The sequence below is a fragment of the Fictibacillus nanhaiensis genome (genome assembly GCF_019801215.1).
GTDB classification, from domain to species: domain Bacteria; phylum Bacillota; class Bacilli; order Bacillales; family Fictibacillaceae; genus Fictibacillus; species Fictibacillus nanhaiensis_C.
In genome coordinates, this window is sequence record NZ_JAHVJO010000002.1 from 696,712 (window position 1) to 713,500 (window position 16,789).

Here is a 16,789-nt window from a genome sequence, read left to right on the forward strand (position 1 = left end):
ATATCCTTGCATGTTTTATTATTTTTTAGACAGCTCATAATGTTTCTGAATGATCCGCATCTGACCGCGATGGCTCAGTTCATCCTCAAACACATGAAACCATTTAAAATAGTTGTTTGAAAGTTCGTTGTCCCACCAAGGTGTTGTCTCATAAAGCCAAGAATCTGGAAGCGTGCGAAAGAGCTCCAACGTTTTTTCGCGCGTTTTTTCCATGTCTTCCAAATAAAAATCCGCCGTGTTTCCTGAGATAATCGTTGCTGCCTCACCTAAATCCAGTGCAGGCTGCAAGGTATCAGCATAACGGTCTATCTCTTCGTCAGGCAGGTCTTTGCCTCCCATCGTTAAAAATTGATAGATTTTTTCAACTGCTACACTATGAGCAAGCAGCATCCCGATCGAGTTGCCCGTTCCGTTGATTCTGAAGTCGAGTGCTTCAACGGTTAAATTCTCTACCGCTTGAATTGTTGTCCGTCTCGTGTAATTCATCATACAGATCAATGACGAAAAGTCTTTAGAGTACCCTTCGATCTGATCAATCACAAAAGGGCTCTGGCTAGAAGTTTGCATATGAATATCCTCCTAATGTTGTAGCGTTCCACCCTTTACTATTCAAGAATTCCCGGTGATTTCCTTTTTTGCTCTTCCAGCTTTTCCACGTAAGGCTCGCTCGTAAATCTCATGCAGCGCTCGTAAATTCCATGCAGGCTCGTAAATCTCATGCATCGCTCTTAAATCCCATTGGAGCGGAAAACAACTACTTTCAAAAACAATACGAAAAAAGACTATAAAAAAACCTGCCAAGAGACAGGTTTTTCACCATTATACTAATCTTACATGCGCTCTGGTGCTTCGACCCCAATAAGGTTCAACGCATTTTCAATCGTCACTTGTGTTGCTTTCATCAAAGCAAAACGTGCTTGTGATTTGGTTTTGTTTTCAGCATCCAGTACACGCTCAGCGTTATAGAAACTATGAAGAGCAGAAGCGAGCTCGAACACATAGTTCGTCACACGATGCGTTAATAACTTTTCAGCCGCTTCATTAATAACAGCTGGGAACTCCCCAATTTTCTTTAACAACTCAAATTCTTTTTCAGAATCGATCTGTGACAAATCCAGGTCACTCGCGTAGGAAAGACCCATTTCTTCTCCTTGGCGCAGCATGCTGCATACACGCGCATGTGCGTACTGAACGTAGAATACCGGGTTTTCGTTCGATTTGGAAACCGCTAAGTCCATATCAAAATCAAGATGCGTGTCATTTGAGCGCATGGCGAAGAAATAACGTGTCGCGTCAATACCCACTTCTTCCATCAATTCGCGAAGTGTAACAGCTTTACCCGTACGCTTACTCATACGTACTTTTTCTCCGTTTTGGAAAAGAGAAACAAGCTGGATAATCATCACGTCAAGCTGTTCCTTTTCATAGCCTAACGCTTGAATCGCTGCTTTCATACGAGGGATGTACCCGTGGTGGTCCGCTCCCCAGATGTTGATCAGCTTTTCAAAGCCACGCTCAAATTTATCGTTATGATACGCAATATCAGGTGTTAAATAAGTAAACGAACCATCGTTTTTAATGAGCACACGGTTTTTGTCATCACCGTAATCTGTCGTACGGAACCACGTTGCCCCTTCTTCCTCAAACACAACATCTTTTGCTTTCAACTTCTCAAGAGCTGCTTCAATTTTTCCATTGTTATAAAGAGAAGTCTCAGAGAACCATACATCAAAATTCACACGGAACGCAGCCAAGTCTTTTTTGAGCTTGTCCAGTTCTCGGGTCAAGCCATATTCACGGAAAAAGCTTACACGTTCGCTTTCTTCTTTCGCAAGCCACGAGTCACCATACTCTTCGGCGAGGTCTTTACCGAACTGAATAATATCCGCTCCATGATAACCATCTTCTGGCATCTCTTTTTCCTTGCCAAGCGCCTGAAAGTAACGAGCTTCAATCGATGTTGCAAGGTTATTGATCTGGTTTCCAGCATCATTAATATAAAACTCTCGTGAAACCTCGTATCCTGCAAAATTCAAAATATTGCAGATCGTGTCACCGACAGCGGCACCACGAGCATGTCCTAAGTGAAGAGCTCCTGTAGGATTCGCAGAAACAAATTCCACCTGAACCTTTTTCCCACCGCCATGTTCAGTACGTCCGTAAGATTTGCCTGCTTTTAGAACAGTCGGCACCAAGTCAGTCAGATAAGAGTTATCCATGTAAAAGTTAATAAAACCGGGACCCGCAATCTCTACTTTTGCGATGGATGCTTTACTTTTATCAAAGTTCGCCACTAACTCGTCTGCAATCATGCGGGGCGCTTTTTTCGCAATACGCGCTAACTGCATCGCCATGTTCGTCGCGAAATCACCATTTGCTTTATCTTTCGGCACTTCAAGCACCACTGCCGGGAGCTCTTCTTTTTTAGCGAGTCCAGCTTTAACGACTGCTTCTTCAATCTCTTCTTTTAACAGGTGCTTGACCTGGTCAAGGATATTCATGCTTTTGCCTCCTGAAAATTAATCTTGATTCGATGTGTTCCTGTATGTTCACCTTGCAGGACCAGCTCATACGCGAGGTTCAAATCCCCTGTTTGTTTTTGCTGATTCCACCGGAAATTCATTTCATGTGTCGTGGTTTCCATCCAAAGCTGGCCATATGGGCTATCGTACATGCCTTTTGTTGTCTGACCGATTAAATATTTCTGTTTCATAGATACACTGCCTGAGCGGATGATCAGAATTCCTGAGTGTGTGATTTTAATAACATTATTGACAGATCCCGCACCTTCTATTTCTTCTTTATACTGCAGGTACACTACGTCCCCTCTTTTATAGAGCTTTCCGTCTGTCTCGGTGTAATGCTTTTCCTTCTCACCGCTAAAGTGGACTTCTGAACTTATGGAGAGCGCCACAGACAATTCCGTATCTTGATCCATGCGAATAACACTTCCTTTTTTGGTGTAACCTTACCTTTAACTTACCTATTATAAAAGATTTCAGTACACTCCTTCAACCTTATGGATGTCTTTTTAATAAAATCCCTTTATTTTTTCAAAAATGAGCGCTTCTTTTGGAAAGTATTTTCATTCAGCGTATGATTACACGTAGAAGATAAATTTATGTTTTATAGGAGGAATAAGATGAAAAACGAGAAGATCTTACTTGTAAACCGTCCAAAGGGTGCTCCTGCCAAAAGCGATTTTAAATTTGAACCAGCAGCTGTTTCTGAGCTAGATAACGGCGAGGTGCTCGTAAAAACCATCTACTTATCTGTTGACCCTTACATGAGAGGACGCATGAATGACCGTAAATCATATGTGCCTCCATATAAATTAAATGAAGTGATCTCAGGTGGCATCGTTGGACAAGTGGTTCAATCCCGCTCTGCGGAACTCGCTGAAGGGGATTTCGTGATCGGAAATCTTGGCTGGCAAAAGTACAATACGGTAAGTGACGTGTCTGTAAGAAAACTGGATCCATCCCTTGCCCCTCTCACTACTCATCTCGGAGTTTTGGGCATGACCGGCTTAACGGCTTACTTCGGATTGTTAGATATCGGAAATCCGCAAGAAGGCGAAACAGTTGTGGTTAGTGGTGCTGCAGGTGCTGTTGGAACGATTGTTGGACAGATCGCCAAAATTAAAGGTGCGCGAGTCGTAGGTATTGCAGGTTCTGATGAAAAGACCGCTTATTTAAAAAACGAGCTTGGGTTTGATGAAGCGATTAACTACAAAACAGAAAATGTATTCGAAGCGCTGAAGTCAGCCTGTCCTGATGGCGTGGATGTATATTTTGACAACGTTGGAGGCGAAATTTCGGATAGTGTCCTCTCGTCCATTAACAAAGGGGCACGTATCGCAATCTGCGGTCAGATCGCCCTTTATAATCTGGAAAAGATGGATGTTGGTCCGCGTATACAGAGTCAACTGCTCATCAACAGCGCACTCATGAAAGGTTTTATCGTAAGCGATTATGCCGCTCATTTTGAAGAAGGAGCCGTTCAGCTCGCAAAATGGCTAAAAGAAGGCAAGCTATCTTATAGCGAAAATATCGTGGAAGGCTTTGAACACACAGTCGATGCGTTTTTAGGCTTGTTTTCTGGTGAAAACACAGGCAAACAGCTCGTTAAAGTAGCTGAGCCTGAAAATCTATGATAGATCGTTAGGATTAGGCTGTTTTCAACCTGAAAAAAAGGTTGGAAACAGCTTTTTTATTAGGCGGTGACAGTGAATCCAAAAGTTTGGACGTGGAATCCAAAAGTTTTGGCTCTGAATCCACAAAAAATGGGTCTCAATCCAAAAGTTTTTGGGGTTTATCCACGAGTCGACACTTGTCGACAATTTTCGCTATCAACCACATGCCACAAACACCACGCACACCTAAAAAATTTAAACAGGCAATATCATCCTAACTGTCGTTCCTTCTCCTTCCAAGCTATGAAACGTTAACTCCCCTTTATGCTCTTTCATAATTTTTGTACTTACCATCAGTCCGAGACCAGTGCCTTTTTCTTTTGTCGTGTAAAAAGGTTCTCCGATTTTTTCGAGGCGATCAGCTGGAATTCCGCATCCTTGATCTTTAACTGTTAAATGGATTTTGTTATCTTTTTGTTCACTTTGTATATGAATGATTCCTCCATCTGTCATAGAATCCATTGCGTTCTTAATAACATTGATCAATACTTGCTTCAGCTCATTCTCTTCTGCCATAACGAGCGGTAATGTTTCACAAACATCACTTTGGATTTTAACGTTTTGAACGAATGCCTCTGGCTCCAATAATATGGTTACAAAATCAACAAGCTCTTTTAACGATGTTTTCTTATATGCTTTTGCTTGTGGTTTTGCGAGCAATAAAAGCTGTCCCATGATTTGATCGATCCGGTTCAGTTCCTTATACATGATGTTGTAGTAGTGTGCGGCTTCAACTTGTTCACGTTCCTGAAAAAGCTGCACGAATCCTTTTAATGAAGTTAGCGGATTTCTGATCTCATGTGCGACAGACGCTGCAAGCTGTCCAACGATGGAGAGTTTATCTGACTGACGGAGCATTTCCTCCGACTTTTTACGGTCAGAAATGTCACGAGTGACCCCAATGATCTCAACGACTTCTCCTGTCTCATCTGCAATGCTCTTACATGACGTCTCAAGCCAAACGAAATGACCATCCTTGTGCTGCAGTCTAAACTGAACAGTCGCTGTGGAAGGCCCTTGCATCAATTGTTCATGTCCCTTTCTCGATGCTTCCTCATCATCAGGATGTAAGATGCCATAACCGGTTTGGCCGATTAGTTCTTCAGGCTTTCTACCGATAAGTGTTTCACATGCTGGTGATACATAGGTAAACGTCCCGTCTGCTGAGTGAGTTGTAATCATATCCATCGCATTTTCAGCCAGCAGTCTGTATCTTGCTTCACTTTCTTCAAGCAGCACTCTGGATTCAAACTTCTCCGTTACTTCCCTCCCGAAAACGAGCAGGTTTTTTCGAGAACCATCTGTGTTGAACACAGGTATTTTATACACGTCAAAATAACGAATGGTCCCATCTCTTTCAGGAACGTATTCCTCGCAACGCACGATTTCTTTTGCCTGCCAGACCTGTTCATCTGTTTCAATACAATATTGAAACACATCACGAAAGAAAGGTTTGATCTCTGCAATATCAGCATCTGTTTTGCCTGTGAAATCAAATCCGGGCAATTCAAAAAGCTTCCCCACAAATTCGTTTGCAAACAAAAAACGGCCTTGTCCGTCTTTTATTCCAATAAAATCAGGCACGATATTCATTAACGTTTTCAATAATGACTCTTGACAGGAATGAACGATCGCTGGTTGCTCTTTTAAAATAAAGTACCTATAGATGTCCTTATTAAGAGGCAGTAAACCTTCATGGATACTTACACTTACATAGCCTTTTCTGGTTAAAAGTGTACCTTCTTCTCCGTATTTATGACGCATTACGATTTCTTCAACAGACCGCCCTGTCTGAATATTCTCTTCACCGGTTAACATGAGAAATTGTTTATTTACTCCCGCTATCTGCATGCTTGGTGCAACAAGCAGAACAGCATCAGATAGTTGGTCGATAAATTCTTGCAGGTAGTTCATATCTCTTGTAATCGCTTCCATTGCGATCGTCCCTCCTTTTCGCGTCGAATTTTCTATTGTTAACTATAGCAAAAAAATCTTAGTTGTATAACAAATTTCGACATATTTTGATAAAAAATGTACAGATTTCTTTTCCATCTCTCGTTTTCTTCAAGTTTCCATTGCTTTACCTTTCTAATTTCTATATATTTATTGAATGTAAGAGGTCTGACTTCTGTCGAATTTTACTCTACAACTATTCTATAACGTAACGAGGTTTTAAGATGGGTGCAATTGGCTTATTATTTTCAGGAGCAGCATTGTTTTTAAACAGTTTAATGCTGCTTGGTAAAGCAGAAGAAAAAAGTGTAGCGTTTTTTAATATATTGGTTGGTGCATTGCAGGTCATTACACCAATTTACCTTATCATTTCGTCTGATCAATCAAACTGGTCGATGTTTAACAATGGAGCCGTTTTCTTATTCGGGTTTACCTATCTCTACTTAGGTGCAACCATTCTTAAAGGATATGACTCTAGCGGCCTTGGCTTTTATTCATTATGGGTGGCGATGATGGCACTCGTATACGCTGTTGTATTTTATGTTCAGGAAAATGATCATGTAAACGCCATGATCTGGGTCATGTGGGCATTTCTATGGTTTTTATTCTATTTATCTTCCGCTTTGAAAAAGCCGTATGAAGGGTATATCGGAAAAGTTGCTTTCGTACAATCATGGGTGACATTAACCTTGCCTTCCTTATTTATGCTCCTTGATCTCTGGCAGATCGCGGAGCTTCAGCAGATTTGGCTTTATGTATGTATAGTCTCTTCTCTCTACTTTGGTGTTGAAGCTGTCCTATTTTTTAAAGCCAAAAAAGAAGAAGTGCTTCAAGAGGTCGCACAATAATAAAAATCCCGGGCTTAAGCATTCAACTTAAAGTTCCGGGATTTTTTCATTTACTTTACCCAGCCTAGCAGAATTTCACGAAGAAATTTACTAGCTGCAATCGGTGTTTGTTCAGACGAGTCATAAATAGGAGCCACTTCTACTAAGTCTGCTCCAATGATATTGATATCCGCTTTTGCAAGCAATTGAATAGATTCAAGAAGTTCCTTTGATGTAATTCCACCTGCTTCAGCTGTTCCAGTTCCTGGTGCTGCAGATGGGTCCAAAACATCAATATCAATTGTTACATAAACGTTGCGGCCTTTCAGTGTCGGCAGTACTTCTTTTAAAGGCTCTGCCACATCAAACTTATACATATGCATGCCGCTTGTTTTTGCGAACTCAAACTCTTCGCGCATACCAGAACGGATTCCAAACGAGTACACGTTCTCTGCTCCAATAAGATCACAAACTTTACGAATCGGCGTTGAGTGTGAAAGGATCTCACCTTCATACTGCTCACGCAGGTCAGCATGTGCATCGATATGAATCACGACATAGTCGTCATATTTTTGCTTAAGTGCTTTAAAAATCGGCCAAGTTACAAGGTGCTCTCCACCCATTCCAAGTGGAAACTTGTTGTCAGCGAGTAATGTTGAAACGTACTCTTCGATCATATCTAATGAACGCTGCGGGTTCCCGAACGGCAATGGGATATCGCCAGCATCAAAATAATTCACTTCTTCTAGATGCTTGTCCATATATGGGCTATATTCTTCAAGGCCAAGAGATGCTTCACGAATACGAGCAGGGCCAAAACGGCTACCCGGACGGAATGAAACCGTCCAATCCATTGGCATACCGTAAAGAACAGCATCAGCCGTCTTATAATCAGGCTTGCTTAAAATAAACACATTTCCAGAATAAGCTTCGTCAAAACGCATGATTTTACACTCCTTATGTAAAATACAGGACCGTCCCGAAAGCAAGTTCACACTCACCTTTGACGGCCCCATATTTCAATTCATTTTATTGCGATACTTCATCTAGCAGTTGATTGCGAGTGTATTGCCTACCTCTAGAAAAACTTCTTGTAAGGCATGCGACGAGGAAGCTCCCAACGGCAGGATTTACTTGTAGACGCAGGAGCAAGTATGCTCCCTTGAATGTCTATCTTTTATGAAGACTCACCGCACGCACCGTTAAAAGCGAGCATCCTGAAACGGAAATCAACTACTTCCAAAAACAGCAAAGTTCTTCCAAGCAAGTTGATTGGATGTGTAAGGTGTGAGACTCCTGCGGGGTCAGCGTGACAGGTGAGACTCCTAATGGCGCATGGCGCCAAGGAGGCTCACCGCACGCACCGCGGAAAGCGAGCACCCTGAAACGGAAATCAACTACTTCCAAAAGCATCATGCAAAAACAGTCTTATTTCAAAAGGTCACTCACAAACTTCGGCAACGCGAACGCAGCTGTGTGAAGCTCTGGCGTCCAATATTTCGTTTCGATATCATGAAAACGTTCAGCAGGTACTTCTAACGGATCGTGTTTCTTAGATCCGATCGTGAACGTCCAAAGCCCGCTTGGGTAAGTTGGAATGTTTGCTGTGTAAAGACGCGTGATTGGGAAGATCTCGCTAACATCGCTAAATACTTGAGAGATCAATTCAGGCGTGAACCAAGGGTTGTCCGTTTGAGCAACAAAGATTCCATCTTCTTTTAGAGCTTTAGAGATTCCTTCATAGAACCCTTTTTCAAAAAGCTTAGCCGCAGGTCCAACCGGCTCAGTTGAATCGACCATGATTACGTCATATTCATTTTCGCTTGTTGCAATGTGCATGAAGCCGTCGTCCACTTTCACTTCAACACGCGGGTTCTCTAATTCCCCAGCGATTTCAGGCAAGTACTTTTTAGAGTACTCAATTACTTTTCCATCGATCTCCACAAGAACAGCCTTCTCAACAGATGGGTGCTTCAACACTTCACGGATTACTCCGCCGTCTCCCCCACCTACTACTAATACGTGCTTAGGATTTGGATGCGTGAAAAGAGGTACGTGTGCCACCATCTCATGGTAAACGAACTCATCTTTTTGTGTTGTCATAACCATGCCATCAAGGATCAGCATGTTTCCGAACTCTTCCGTTTCTACCATATCCAGCTTTTGAAATTCTGTTTGCTCAGATACGTACGTTTTGTTAATTTTCATCGTAATTCCAAAGTTCTCTGTTTGTTTTTCTGTAAACCAAATACTCATATTGGTCTCACTCCTACTCTATATTTGAAATGCCAGGCATCTAAAGTTTCATTCTTTACAAACAAAATGATTATAGCATTCTCACTCTTAGATTCCAATTCAATTTTTGTAAGAATTGTGCTTATGCCTGAAGGAACTGCTATTATCGGTACCCTTATAATAGATTCCCTATTCTTCTTCCTATAAAAATAGGTCATTCACCCTGTTTCTTTTGGCAGACTTTATTCCTTCCATAAGATGGTATAATGAAGATAGCGTCAGAAGGACAGACGGCCGGCGCATTCCCTTTTTTAAACTGAAGCTGGACATCTTGCGGGTATCCGCAGCTTACAGTTAAGGGGGGTGATGCCTCTGACGATCTTTGAGGCGTTGATGTTCGCGGTCGCTTTTAGCTCGCTTATCGTTACTGTCCTTACGTCTAAAAATAAATAGGCCTCTGTCACACGTGTAAAGGCACCCGGTTCTCTTTTTTAAGAAAGCCGGCCTCGCTTTACCGGCTCGTGTGTACCTTCTGGCGCACCATTCGTCCGTGTTTTTTTGCACGGGCGTTTTTTTATTCCATTTTCTTATTGTTAGCAAGGGTTTTTCCTTATTTGTATTAATTACCAAACTTTCAACACTAAACTTTTTGCAGACTTTGTCGAATTATGTGGTATACTGATTTTTAAGAATTGTCAGAATAATTAAAAGGAGAATCTTTATGGAAATTGTAAATGGCATTATAGGATTTATGAACAACTTATTATGGACGTATGTAATTATCGGAGGCTTGCTCGGCCTAGGTGTCTATTTTTCTGTTAAGACCAATTTTGTTCAGCTTCGTATGATTAAAGAAATGCTTCGTCTCTTAACAGACAAAGCAATGGTTACTACAGACGGCAAAAAAGGCATCTCTTCTTTCCAATCGTTTTGTATTGGAGCTGCGACACGGATTGGAACAGGTAACTTAGCGGGTGTTGCCATCGCGATTGCGATTGGTGGTCCCGGAGCGATTTTTTGGATGTGGATCGTTGCCTTGTTTGGTGGAGCAACAAGCTTTATTGAGAGTACGCTTGCACAAGTTTATAAAGTAAAAGATAATGAAGGATTTAAAGGCGGACCCGCTTATTATATGCAAAAAGCGTTGAATGCCCGCTGGCTTGGAATTCTATTTGCATTCTTTATCGCACTTGCATTCGGGTTGATTTTCAATGCCGTTCAATCGAATACAATATCCCTTGCATTTGAAGCAGCGTTTGGAACAAACCGTACTATAATTGGCCTTATTCTGGTCGGACTTACAGCTCTAGTTATCTTTGGCGGTGTAAAACGAATCGCAAAAGTTTCTGAAATCATCGTGCCGATTATGGCTGTATTCTATATTCTTCTAGGTTTGTATGTAATGGTAACGAACATTTCACAAGTACCTGCAGTGTTTGCACTAATCGTTAAAAGTGCGTTTGGTTTAGAACAGGCAATTGGTGGCGGAATAGGTGCTGCGATTATGAATGGTGTAAAACGCGGACTATTCTCAAACGAAGCAGGGATGGGTAGCGCACCGAATGCTGCTGCTACAGCCGTTGTAAGTCACCCTGCAAAACAAGGGTTAATTCAAACACTTGGTGTATTTGTAGATACGTTGCTAGTATGTAGTGCAACAGGATTTATTATCCTTTTAGGAGATGCTTACGGTAAGCAAGATCTTACTGGAATTGAATTACTTCAAGCATCACTTGCTTCACATGTAGGCGGCTGGGCAGGAATTTTTGTTGCTATCTCTATTTTCCTGTTTGCCTTTAGCTCGATTATCGGAAGCTACTATTATGGAGAAACGAATATTGAATTTATTAAAAAGAGTGCACGTAATGTATTTATCTACCGCCTAGGTGTTCTTGGAATGGTCATGTTCGGCGCGTTAGCAAGCCTTCAGATCGTTTGGGACCTAGCTGACCTTTCCATGGCATTGATGGCGACGATCAACTTAATAGCCATCTTCTTATTAGGAAAAATTGCGTTTAAAGTGCTTAAACACTATCAAGACCAACGAAAAGAAGGAAAAGATCCTGTCTTTTATGCAGATAGCATTCCGGGTCTTGGCGACTTAGAAGGCTGGGAAATGAGTCCTTCTGAAAAAGAGAAAAAGCAAAGAGTATCTTAAACGAACAAATGGGCAAAAGAGATTTTTATCTCCTTTGCCCATTTATTTTTGTCTGTGACCTTCTATCTCTCTATCTGCTTTCCTTCAAACATCGTTATATGCGGTGGAGCAGAAAGGTATTGATTTGCTTTTTTAATAAAAGAAGTAAAGTGTTCACTGGTATTATGGTGTTGAACAGCTTCTTCATCCTTCCATACTTCCACCATCAAATAAGCATTTGTTTTTTCTGTATCTTTCATCAAATCATACGAAAGATTGCCGCTCTCTTCTCTAGAAGCATCCGTTAATTTGTAGATCTCTTCTAAAAACTCCTCTTCCACTTCTTTTTTCACTTCAAATCCAGCATGAATAATTATCATATGATTTACCATCCTTTTTTTGTTCGTAATCTACTTCCAAACCGTTGTTGTATCCACGGATAAACGTACCGACTGATATCCCTTATCTGCCGCTTTACCAATTGAAAGCAGCATCACTGGAAAGTAGCGATCCTTATCCAGATCAAACGCTTCTGCAATCTTATCTTTTTCATAACCACCAATTGGATTCGTGTCATACCCATGTGCACGTGCTACTAGCATAAGCTGCATGGAAACCAGGCCAGCATCAATCAGGTTCATATCCTTGAACTGTTCTTTAGACATCGTTTCTAATAAACCGCGTATTGCAGGTACTTGCTGATTTCTTACGTCAGCAGGCATTAGACCTTCAACAACTGCTTTATCATAAATCTCGTCTAAAAAGTCTAAACTATTCATGTCCGCGAACACGGCTATGACCGCTGCAGATGTTTCCACTTGGACTTGGTTAAACTTTGCGAGTGGTGCTAACGTATCTTTTCCTTCAGGTGTATCGATCACCACAAACCTCCACGGCTGTAAGTTAACAGAAGAAGGTGCAAGAGAAGCTTCCTCAATCATTTCTGCCATCTCATCTCGAGAGATTTTTACTGAAGGGTCATATTTACGAATAGAACGTCGTCCTGAGATTATTTCGTGAAAATCATTTATTTTTGTCTGTTGCATGGTACATTCTCCTTTATGTCTTGTCTTGGTTGTTAAGAGACTTATTAGATTTTGGCTAAATTGTCTTGTATACGAGTAAGCATGTCCAACAAGAGATGCCGTTCGTTTTCACTAAAATCATTCAAAACGTTTGAGATAAATTTTTGTTTTTCTTCCTTATATTGAACCATTCTCAAACGCCCTTCATCTGATAGGCGAACGAACGTAAAACGCTGATCATGGGTATCTTTCCTGCGAATGACCATCCCTTTATCTTCAAGCTGTTTTAAATGTCTAGTTACAGCAGCATGATCGATGTTCACTTTCTTTTGTAGATCTCTTTGGCTGATTTCGTCAACCTCATAGAGCTCATGCAAAAGTTCCAAGCGCGATTGGCTAATGCCGGTACAGCTTTCAAACTTCGGTGCCGTTTTTCGGTGAATCTCGTACAGACGGTAGATAATCTTTTCATCTTCCCTGATTGAGTTGGTCAACTTTAGCCGCCTCCTTTTTCCAAGACCGTTAGTTGATAGGTCAATAATTGACGCGTCAACTAATATAAAATACGAAAAGCAACAAGTCAAACAATTAAACTCCCTCTATATTAACATTTGAAAAAAAGCACTCCATGTAGGAATGCTTTTTTATCAATCACAATCGCTCTAACAGCTGTTTAGTCCGTTCTTTAGCGTTTGCCATCACTTTTTCTTCGTCTATCGTTTTCAGCTCTCGTCCACGCATCACAACTTTACCATCGATAATGACCGTATCCACATCTTGGCCAGTCGCGGCATACACGAGCAGATTCGCCGTTTCATGCCCAGGTGTCAAATGAAGCTTGTTCATATCCATCAGAATAACATCAGCTTTCTTTCCGATGGTCAACGAGCCCGTTTCTTCCCCGATCCCTAATATATCTGCTCCGTTTTGTGTAGCCATCGTTAACACGTCATGTGCACTCAATACGCTCGCATCTTCGTATTTTAGCTTTTGGAACCAGCTCGCCGCCTTCATTTCAAAAAACAGATCAAGTGAACTGGCACTTGCCGGTCCGTCTGTCCCAAGACCCACCTTAATGCCTCTTTCACTTAGTTTCTTTACGTCGCTAATTCCACAACCCAGCTTCGCGTTGCTAACAGGATTGTGAATAATACCCCCTCGCATCGACTTCAATACGTTATAATCTTCCTCATTAAAATGCACACCATGAGCGAGTAGTACAGGCCGCTCGAACACTCCTGCTTGATGTAAATATTCTATTGGTCTTACTTTATATTTTTCTAGAATCATTCGTTCTTCATCTTTTGTCTCAGCAAGATGTATATGCAGTGGAACTTGTTTTGCTTCAGATAGATTTACCGCAGCTTTCAAGAATTCCGGCGGACACATGTATGGAGAATGAGGAGCGATCATCGTTGTAAGCCTGCCGTTTCCTTTTCCATGCCACCGATCCACCACGTCAGACGCTTCTCGTAAACGCCCCTCAACATTGTCGTCCATTGCAATAAGACCGCGTCCGATTACCGCTCGGATTCCTGAGGTTAAAGCCGCTTCAGCTACCATGTCCATTCCTATGTACATATCCGCATAAGCTGTCGTTCCGCTTTTTATCATTTCTGCCATCGATAGAAGAGCTCCCCAATACCGGTCCTCATCATTCATTCTCATTTCGAGGGGAAGCATTTTCTCGTTCAGCCACGTCATGAGAGGCACGTCATCACTATAACAACGCAATAATGACATCGGCGTGTGCTGATGTCCGTTGATCAATCCAGGCATAGCAAGCATGCCTTTTCCGTCCAGCTTTTCAACAGACTCGTCAAAAGAAAAGTTTCCGATATTACGAATCACGTTATCTTGAATTAGCATGTCTCCTGATTGGACCTTCCACTTTCCATCTTCATCCACAGCCATGTATCGAATATTTTGTATAAGCATTTAGAGTACCTCCTGTCTAACTGCCATTATAGCATTTCATTTTCTTTCTTACGTTTAAGAGACTTCTTTTTTCACCATACTAGATAAGAAAAAGGGAAGAAAAGAGGAGGGCGGATTATGAAATTTTGGCAGGTCTATAAAGAAGCGACGAAACAGCAAAAAATACGCTGGATGAAAAAATGGGGTCTTATCACTTCTGGAAGCTGCATTCTAGTGTTCATTGGACTTTTATTGCTTGCAAAACTCATGGGTCCCCCTGCTCTGCTCGTCCCTCAAACGACTATCATGTATGCTGCCGACGGTTCGAAAATGGGCGAGATCAACAACGGAGGGCAGAACCGATATTGGGTGCCTTTAGAAAAGATCGACAAGCATGTTATTTCTGCCACTCTTTCCATTGAAGATAAAAGTTTTTATAACCATAATGGATTTGATTTTAAAAGAATCGCAGGTGCACTTTTAGCAGATATAAAAGCGGGCGCTAAAGTACAGGGCGCGAGTACGATCACACAGCAGTATGCCCGAAATCTTTTTTTAACCCATGAAAAAACATGGCGCAGAAAGTTTCAGGAAGCCTTTTACACGTTAAGGCTAGAGATGAGTTATTCAAAGGATGAGATATTAGAAGGTTATTTGAACACGATCTATTACGGTCACGGTTCATACGGTATTCAGTCTGCTTCCCGTTTTTATTTTGGAAAAAATGCAGAAGACCTGTCGCTCAGCGAGTCCAGTTTGCTTGCCGGCATCCCAAAAGGACCGAGCTTCTATTCTCCTATTCTTCATGAAGATAATGCGAAAAAAAGACAAGACATCATCCTTGCAAGCATGGTTGAAGATGGAGCCATTAAGAAAGAACAGGCAAAGGAAGCACTTTCCAAAAAATTAACCTATGTACAAGAAGAAGACGAAGAGGCTGCAACAATCGCTCCCTATTTTCAGGATGCTGTGATGCGCACGTTAAAAAAGGAGCTGAACATTCATGCGAACTCCATTCAATTCGGCGGTCTGCGCATCTACACGACCCTTGACCCAAAAATGCAAGAGATGGCAGAGCATACGATCGAAAACCGAATCATCGACAACAGCAGCATTCAGACAGCACTCGTGGCAATGGATCCACGAAGCGGTGATGTGAAAGCACTCATAGGAGGCAGGGATTTTGAAGAAAGCTCATTCAACCGGGCACTGCAAGCAAAAAGAGCTCCAGGTTCAACCTTTAAGCCTTTCCTTTATTACACCGCTTTAGAGCATGGTTATACAGCATCCACCCCGATCAAGTCAGAACCTACGACGTTCGTTATGGGTGATGGAGTCTCAGATTACAAACCGAAGAACTTTAAGAACCGGTACGCGAACGATTTTATAACGATGGCCCAGGCGTTAGCTCTATCAGACAACATTTATGCGGTAAAAACAAACCTATACCTTGGTCCAGATAAGCTCGTAAAAACAGCAAAGAAATTCGGGATAAAAAGTGAACTTGCAGGCATCCCTTCCCTTGCACTCGGTTCAAAAAGTGTTGGCGTATTAGAGCTCACGAACGCATACGGCGTTTTTGCAAACGGCGGCAAAAAAGTAGAGCCCGTTTTTATCTCGAAGATCACCAACTCTAAAGGCGATGTGCTCTATAAGCATGAATACAAAAGTGAGCAAGTTATCGACGAAAACAAAGCGTTTGTCATGACAGATCTTTTATCGGGAACATTTGATGAAAAATTAAACGCCTACACGAGCGTAACCGGCGCAAGCATCAATCAATATTTAACGGTGCCTGTGGCGGGAAAATCCGGTTCCACTCCTACAGACAGCTGGATGATTGGCTATGCCCCTCAACTCGTAACAGGCGTATGGGTCGGGTACGATAAAAACGAAGAGCTGCATGACGTTAACGATACGGGTTACTCAAAGCGTATCTGGGCCTATTTTATGAAAGACGTACTAAAAGATGAAAAGATCCTCTCGTTTCAACAGCCAGAAGGCGTGACGGCAGTAACGATCAATCCGAAAAACGGAAAGCTCGCTACAGACAGCTGCCCGGTAACGCGCATCTCTTATTATGAAAAAGGAACAGAACCTGTTGAATTTTGTGATGAGCATGGTGTTTCTGAGGAAATAAAAGAAAAACTGGAGAAAAAAGAGAAGGAAAAAGGCTTTTTCCGGCGGATTTTTTCTTGGTAGTGTTTTGGAGCCCTGTCAGCCTGTGGCTGGCGGGGCTTTTTTATGGGCAGATGGTGATGAATGCACGTGATAGGGTAGCAATCATCGAGCACGGGTGGTGAATCCAAAAGTTTTGGCCCTGAATCCACGAGTTTTGGCCCTGAATCCAAAAGTTTTTGTCGTTTATCCACGAGTTTACATATTTCGACATTTTTTGATACCACCTGCACAACCCGTACGTCCTACACTCCCCACACAAACTGTACAAAATAAAATGCCCGGAAGCTTAAAATAAGCCCCGGGCACTTTATTGTCCTAG

The 16,789-nt window shown here is 41.9% G+C and carries 14 protein-coding genes; 4 read left to right on the top strand and 10 right to left on the bottom strand.

All coding sequences use genetic code 11. The features are described from left to right. Window positions 1–18: 18 nt before the first annotated feature. The 3 genes from KUV80_RS12050 to KUV80_RS12060 form a co-directional block, all read right to left on the bottom strand. Entirely contained in the window at window positions 19–567 is a 549-nt protein-coding gene (locus KUV80_RS12050) for a DinB family protein (protein WP_222462945.1), read from the bottom strand. A gap of 263 nt (window positions 568–830) precedes the next feature. Then, the gene (argS, locus tag KUV80_RS12055) at window positions 831–2,501 is read right to left on the bottom strand and encodes an arginine--tRNA ligase (protein ID WP_222462946.1); all 1,671 of its coding nucleotides are present in this window, start codon (window positions 2,499–2,501) and stop codon (window positions 831–833) included. Then, a complete protein-coding gene (locus KUV80_RS12060; protein WP_222462947.1) occupies window positions 2,498–2,938 on the bottom strand; it encodes a DUF1934 domain-containing protein in 441 nt (146 codons plus the stop codon). Before KUV80_RS12060 ends, argS begins: the two co-directional genes overlap by 4 nt. A 204-nt stretch (window positions 2,939–3,142) precedes the next feature. On the opposite strand from KUV80_RS12060, the gene KUV80_RS12065 reads away from it, so the two are divergent. Continuing rightward, window positions 3,143–4,156, top strand: a complete 1,014-nt coding sequence (locus KUV80_RS12065) for an NADP-dependent oxidoreductase (RefSeq protein WP_246625169.1) — start codon at window positions 3,143–3,145, stop codon at window positions 4,154–4,156. Window positions 4,157–4,390: 234 nt separating this feature from the next. On the opposite strand, the gene KUV80_RS12070 is transcribed toward KUV80_RS12065, so the two are convergent. Continuing rightward, complete coding sequence (locus tag KUV80_RS12070; RefSeq protein ID WP_222462949.1) at window positions 4,391–6,130, bottom strand: PAS domain-containing sensor histidine kinase; 1,740 nt, start codon at window positions 6,128–6,130, stop codon at window positions 4,391–4,393. Window positions 6,131–6,372: 242 nt separating this feature from the next. Here KUV80_RS12070 and KUV80_RS12075 point away from each other — a divergent pair, with 242 nt between their 5' ends. Beyond that, window positions 6,373–6,996, top strand: a complete 624-nt coding sequence (locus KUV80_RS12075; RefSeq protein ID WP_222462950.1) for an AmiS/UreI family transporter — start codon at window positions 6,373–6,375, stop codon at window positions 6,994–6,996. Between the two features lie 50 nt (window positions 6,997–7,046). Here the strand turns inward: KUV80_RS12075 and speB are convergent, their stop codons facing one another. Next, the gene (gene speB, locus KUV80_RS12080) at window positions 7,047–7,919 is read right to left on the bottom strand and encodes an agmatinase (RefSeq protein WP_222462951.1); all 873 of its coding nucleotides are present in this window, start codon (window positions 7,917–7,919) and stop codon (window positions 7,047–7,049) included. Window positions 7,920–8,403: 484 nt separating this feature from the next. After that, window positions 8,404–9,231 (bottom strand): polyamine aminopropyltransferase, encoded by an 828-nt coding sequence (speE, locus tag KUV80_RS12085; protein WP_222462952.1) that lies wholly within the window; start codon window positions 9,229–9,231, stop codon window positions 8,404–8,406. 700 nt (window positions 9,232–9,931) lie between these two features. Here speE and KUV80_RS12090 point away from each other — a divergent pair. Beyond that, on the top strand, window positions 9,932–11,368 hold the full coding sequence (locus tag KUV80_RS12090) for an alanine/glycine:cation symporter family protein (protein ID WP_222462953.1): 1,437 nt from the start codon (window positions 9,932–9,934) through the stop codon (window positions 11,366–11,368). Between the two features lie 62 nt (window positions 11,369–11,430). Here the strand turns inward: KUV80_RS12090 and KUV80_RS12095 are convergent, their stop codons facing one another. From KUV80_RS12095 to KUV80_RS12110, 4 genes are all read right to left on the bottom strand, one after another. Next, complete coding sequence (locus KUV80_RS12095; RefSeq protein ID WP_222462954.1) at window positions 11,431–11,727, bottom strand: putative quinol monooxygenase; 297 nt, start codon at window positions 11,725–11,727, stop codon at window positions 11,431–11,433. Between the two features lie 30 nt (window positions 11,728–11,757). Then, the gene (locus KUV80_RS12100; RefSeq protein ID WP_222462955.1) at window positions 11,758–12,393 is read right to left on the bottom strand and encodes a nitroreductase family protein; all 636 of its coding nucleotides are present in this window, start codon (window positions 12,391–12,393) and stop codon (window positions 11,758–11,760) included. A 44-nt stretch (window positions 12,394–12,437) separates the two neighbouring features. Further along, window positions 12,438–12,866: a MarR family winged helix-turn-helix transcriptional regulator gene (locus KUV80_RS12105; protein WP_222462956.1), complete on the bottom strand. Its 429-nt coding sequence runs from the start codon at window positions 12,864–12,866 to the stop codon at window positions 12,438–12,440. 157 nt (window positions 12,867–13,023) lie between these two features. Continuing rightward, on the bottom strand, window positions 13,024–14,310 hold the full coding sequence (locus KUV80_RS12110; RefSeq protein WP_222462957.1) for an amidohydrolase: 1,287 nt from the start codon (window positions 14,308–14,310) through the stop codon (window positions 13,024–13,026). A 117-nt stretch (window positions 14,311–14,427) separates the two neighbouring features. Here KUV80_RS12110 and KUV80_RS12115 point away from each other — a divergent pair, with 117 nt between their 5' ends. Next, window positions 14,428–16,491 carry a transglycosylase domain-containing protein gene (locus KUV80_RS12115; RefSeq protein ID WP_222462958.1) on the top strand — a complete coding sequence of 688 codons (2,064 nt, stop codon included), beginning with the start codon at window positions 14,428–14,430 and terminating at the stop codon, window positions 16,489–16,491. Window positions 16,492–16,789: the final 298 nt, after the last annotated feature.

Excerpts from the sequence above, each read along its gene's own strand:
- KUV80_RS12090 (WP_222462953.1), top strand. The coding sequence starts at position 9,932 with ATGGAAATTGTAAATGGCATTATAGGATTTATGAACAACTTATTATGG.
- KUV80_RS12050 (WP_222462945.1), bottom strand. The coding sequence starts at position 567 with ATGCAAACTTCTAGCCAGAGCCCTTTTGTGATTGATCAGATCGAAGGG.
- KUV80_RS12110 (WP_222462957.1), bottom strand. The coding sequence starts at position 14,310 with ATGCTTATACAAAATATTCGATACATGGCTGTGGATGAAGATGGAAAG.
- KUV80_RS12060 (WP_222462947.1), bottom strand. The coding sequence starts at position 2,938 with ATGGATCAAGATACGGAATTGTCTGTGGCGCTCTCCATAAGTTCAGAA.
- KUV80_RS12065 (WP_246625169.1), top strand. The coding sequence starts at position 3,143 with ATGAAAAACGAGAAGATCTTACTTGTAAACCGTCCAAAGGGTGCTCCT.
- argS (WP_222462946.1), bottom strand. The coding sequence starts at position 2,501 with ATGAATATCCTTGACCAGGTCAAGCACCTGTTAAAAGAAGAGATTGAA.
- KUV80_RS12100 (WP_222462955.1), bottom strand. The coding sequence starts at position 12,393 with ATGCAACAGACAAAAATAAATGATTTTCACGAAATAATCTCAGGACGA.
- speE (WP_222462952.1), bottom strand. The coding sequence starts at position 9,231 with ATGAGTATTTGGTTTACAGAAAAACAAACAGAGAACTTTGGAATTACG.
- KUV80_RS12115 (WP_222462958.1), top strand. The coding sequence starts at position 14,428 with ATGAAATTTTGGCAGGTCTATAAAGAAGCGACGAAACAGCAAAAAATA.
- KUV80_RS12075 (WP_222462950.1), top strand. The coding sequence starts at position 6,373 with ATGGGTGCAATTGGCTTATTATTTTCAGGAGCAGCATTGTTTTTAAAC.
- KUV80_RS12095 (WP_222462954.1), bottom strand. The coding sequence starts at position 11,727 with ATGATAATTATTCATGCTGGATTTGAAGTGAAAAAAGAAGTGGAAGAG.
- KUV80_RS12070 (WP_222462949.1), bottom strand. The coding sequence starts at position 6,130 with ATGGAAGCGATTACAAGAGATATGAACTACCTGCAAGAATTTATCGAC.
- speB (WP_222462951.1), bottom strand. The coding sequence starts at position 7,919 with ATGCGTTTTGACGAAGCTTATTCTGGAAATGTGTTTATTTTAAGCAAG.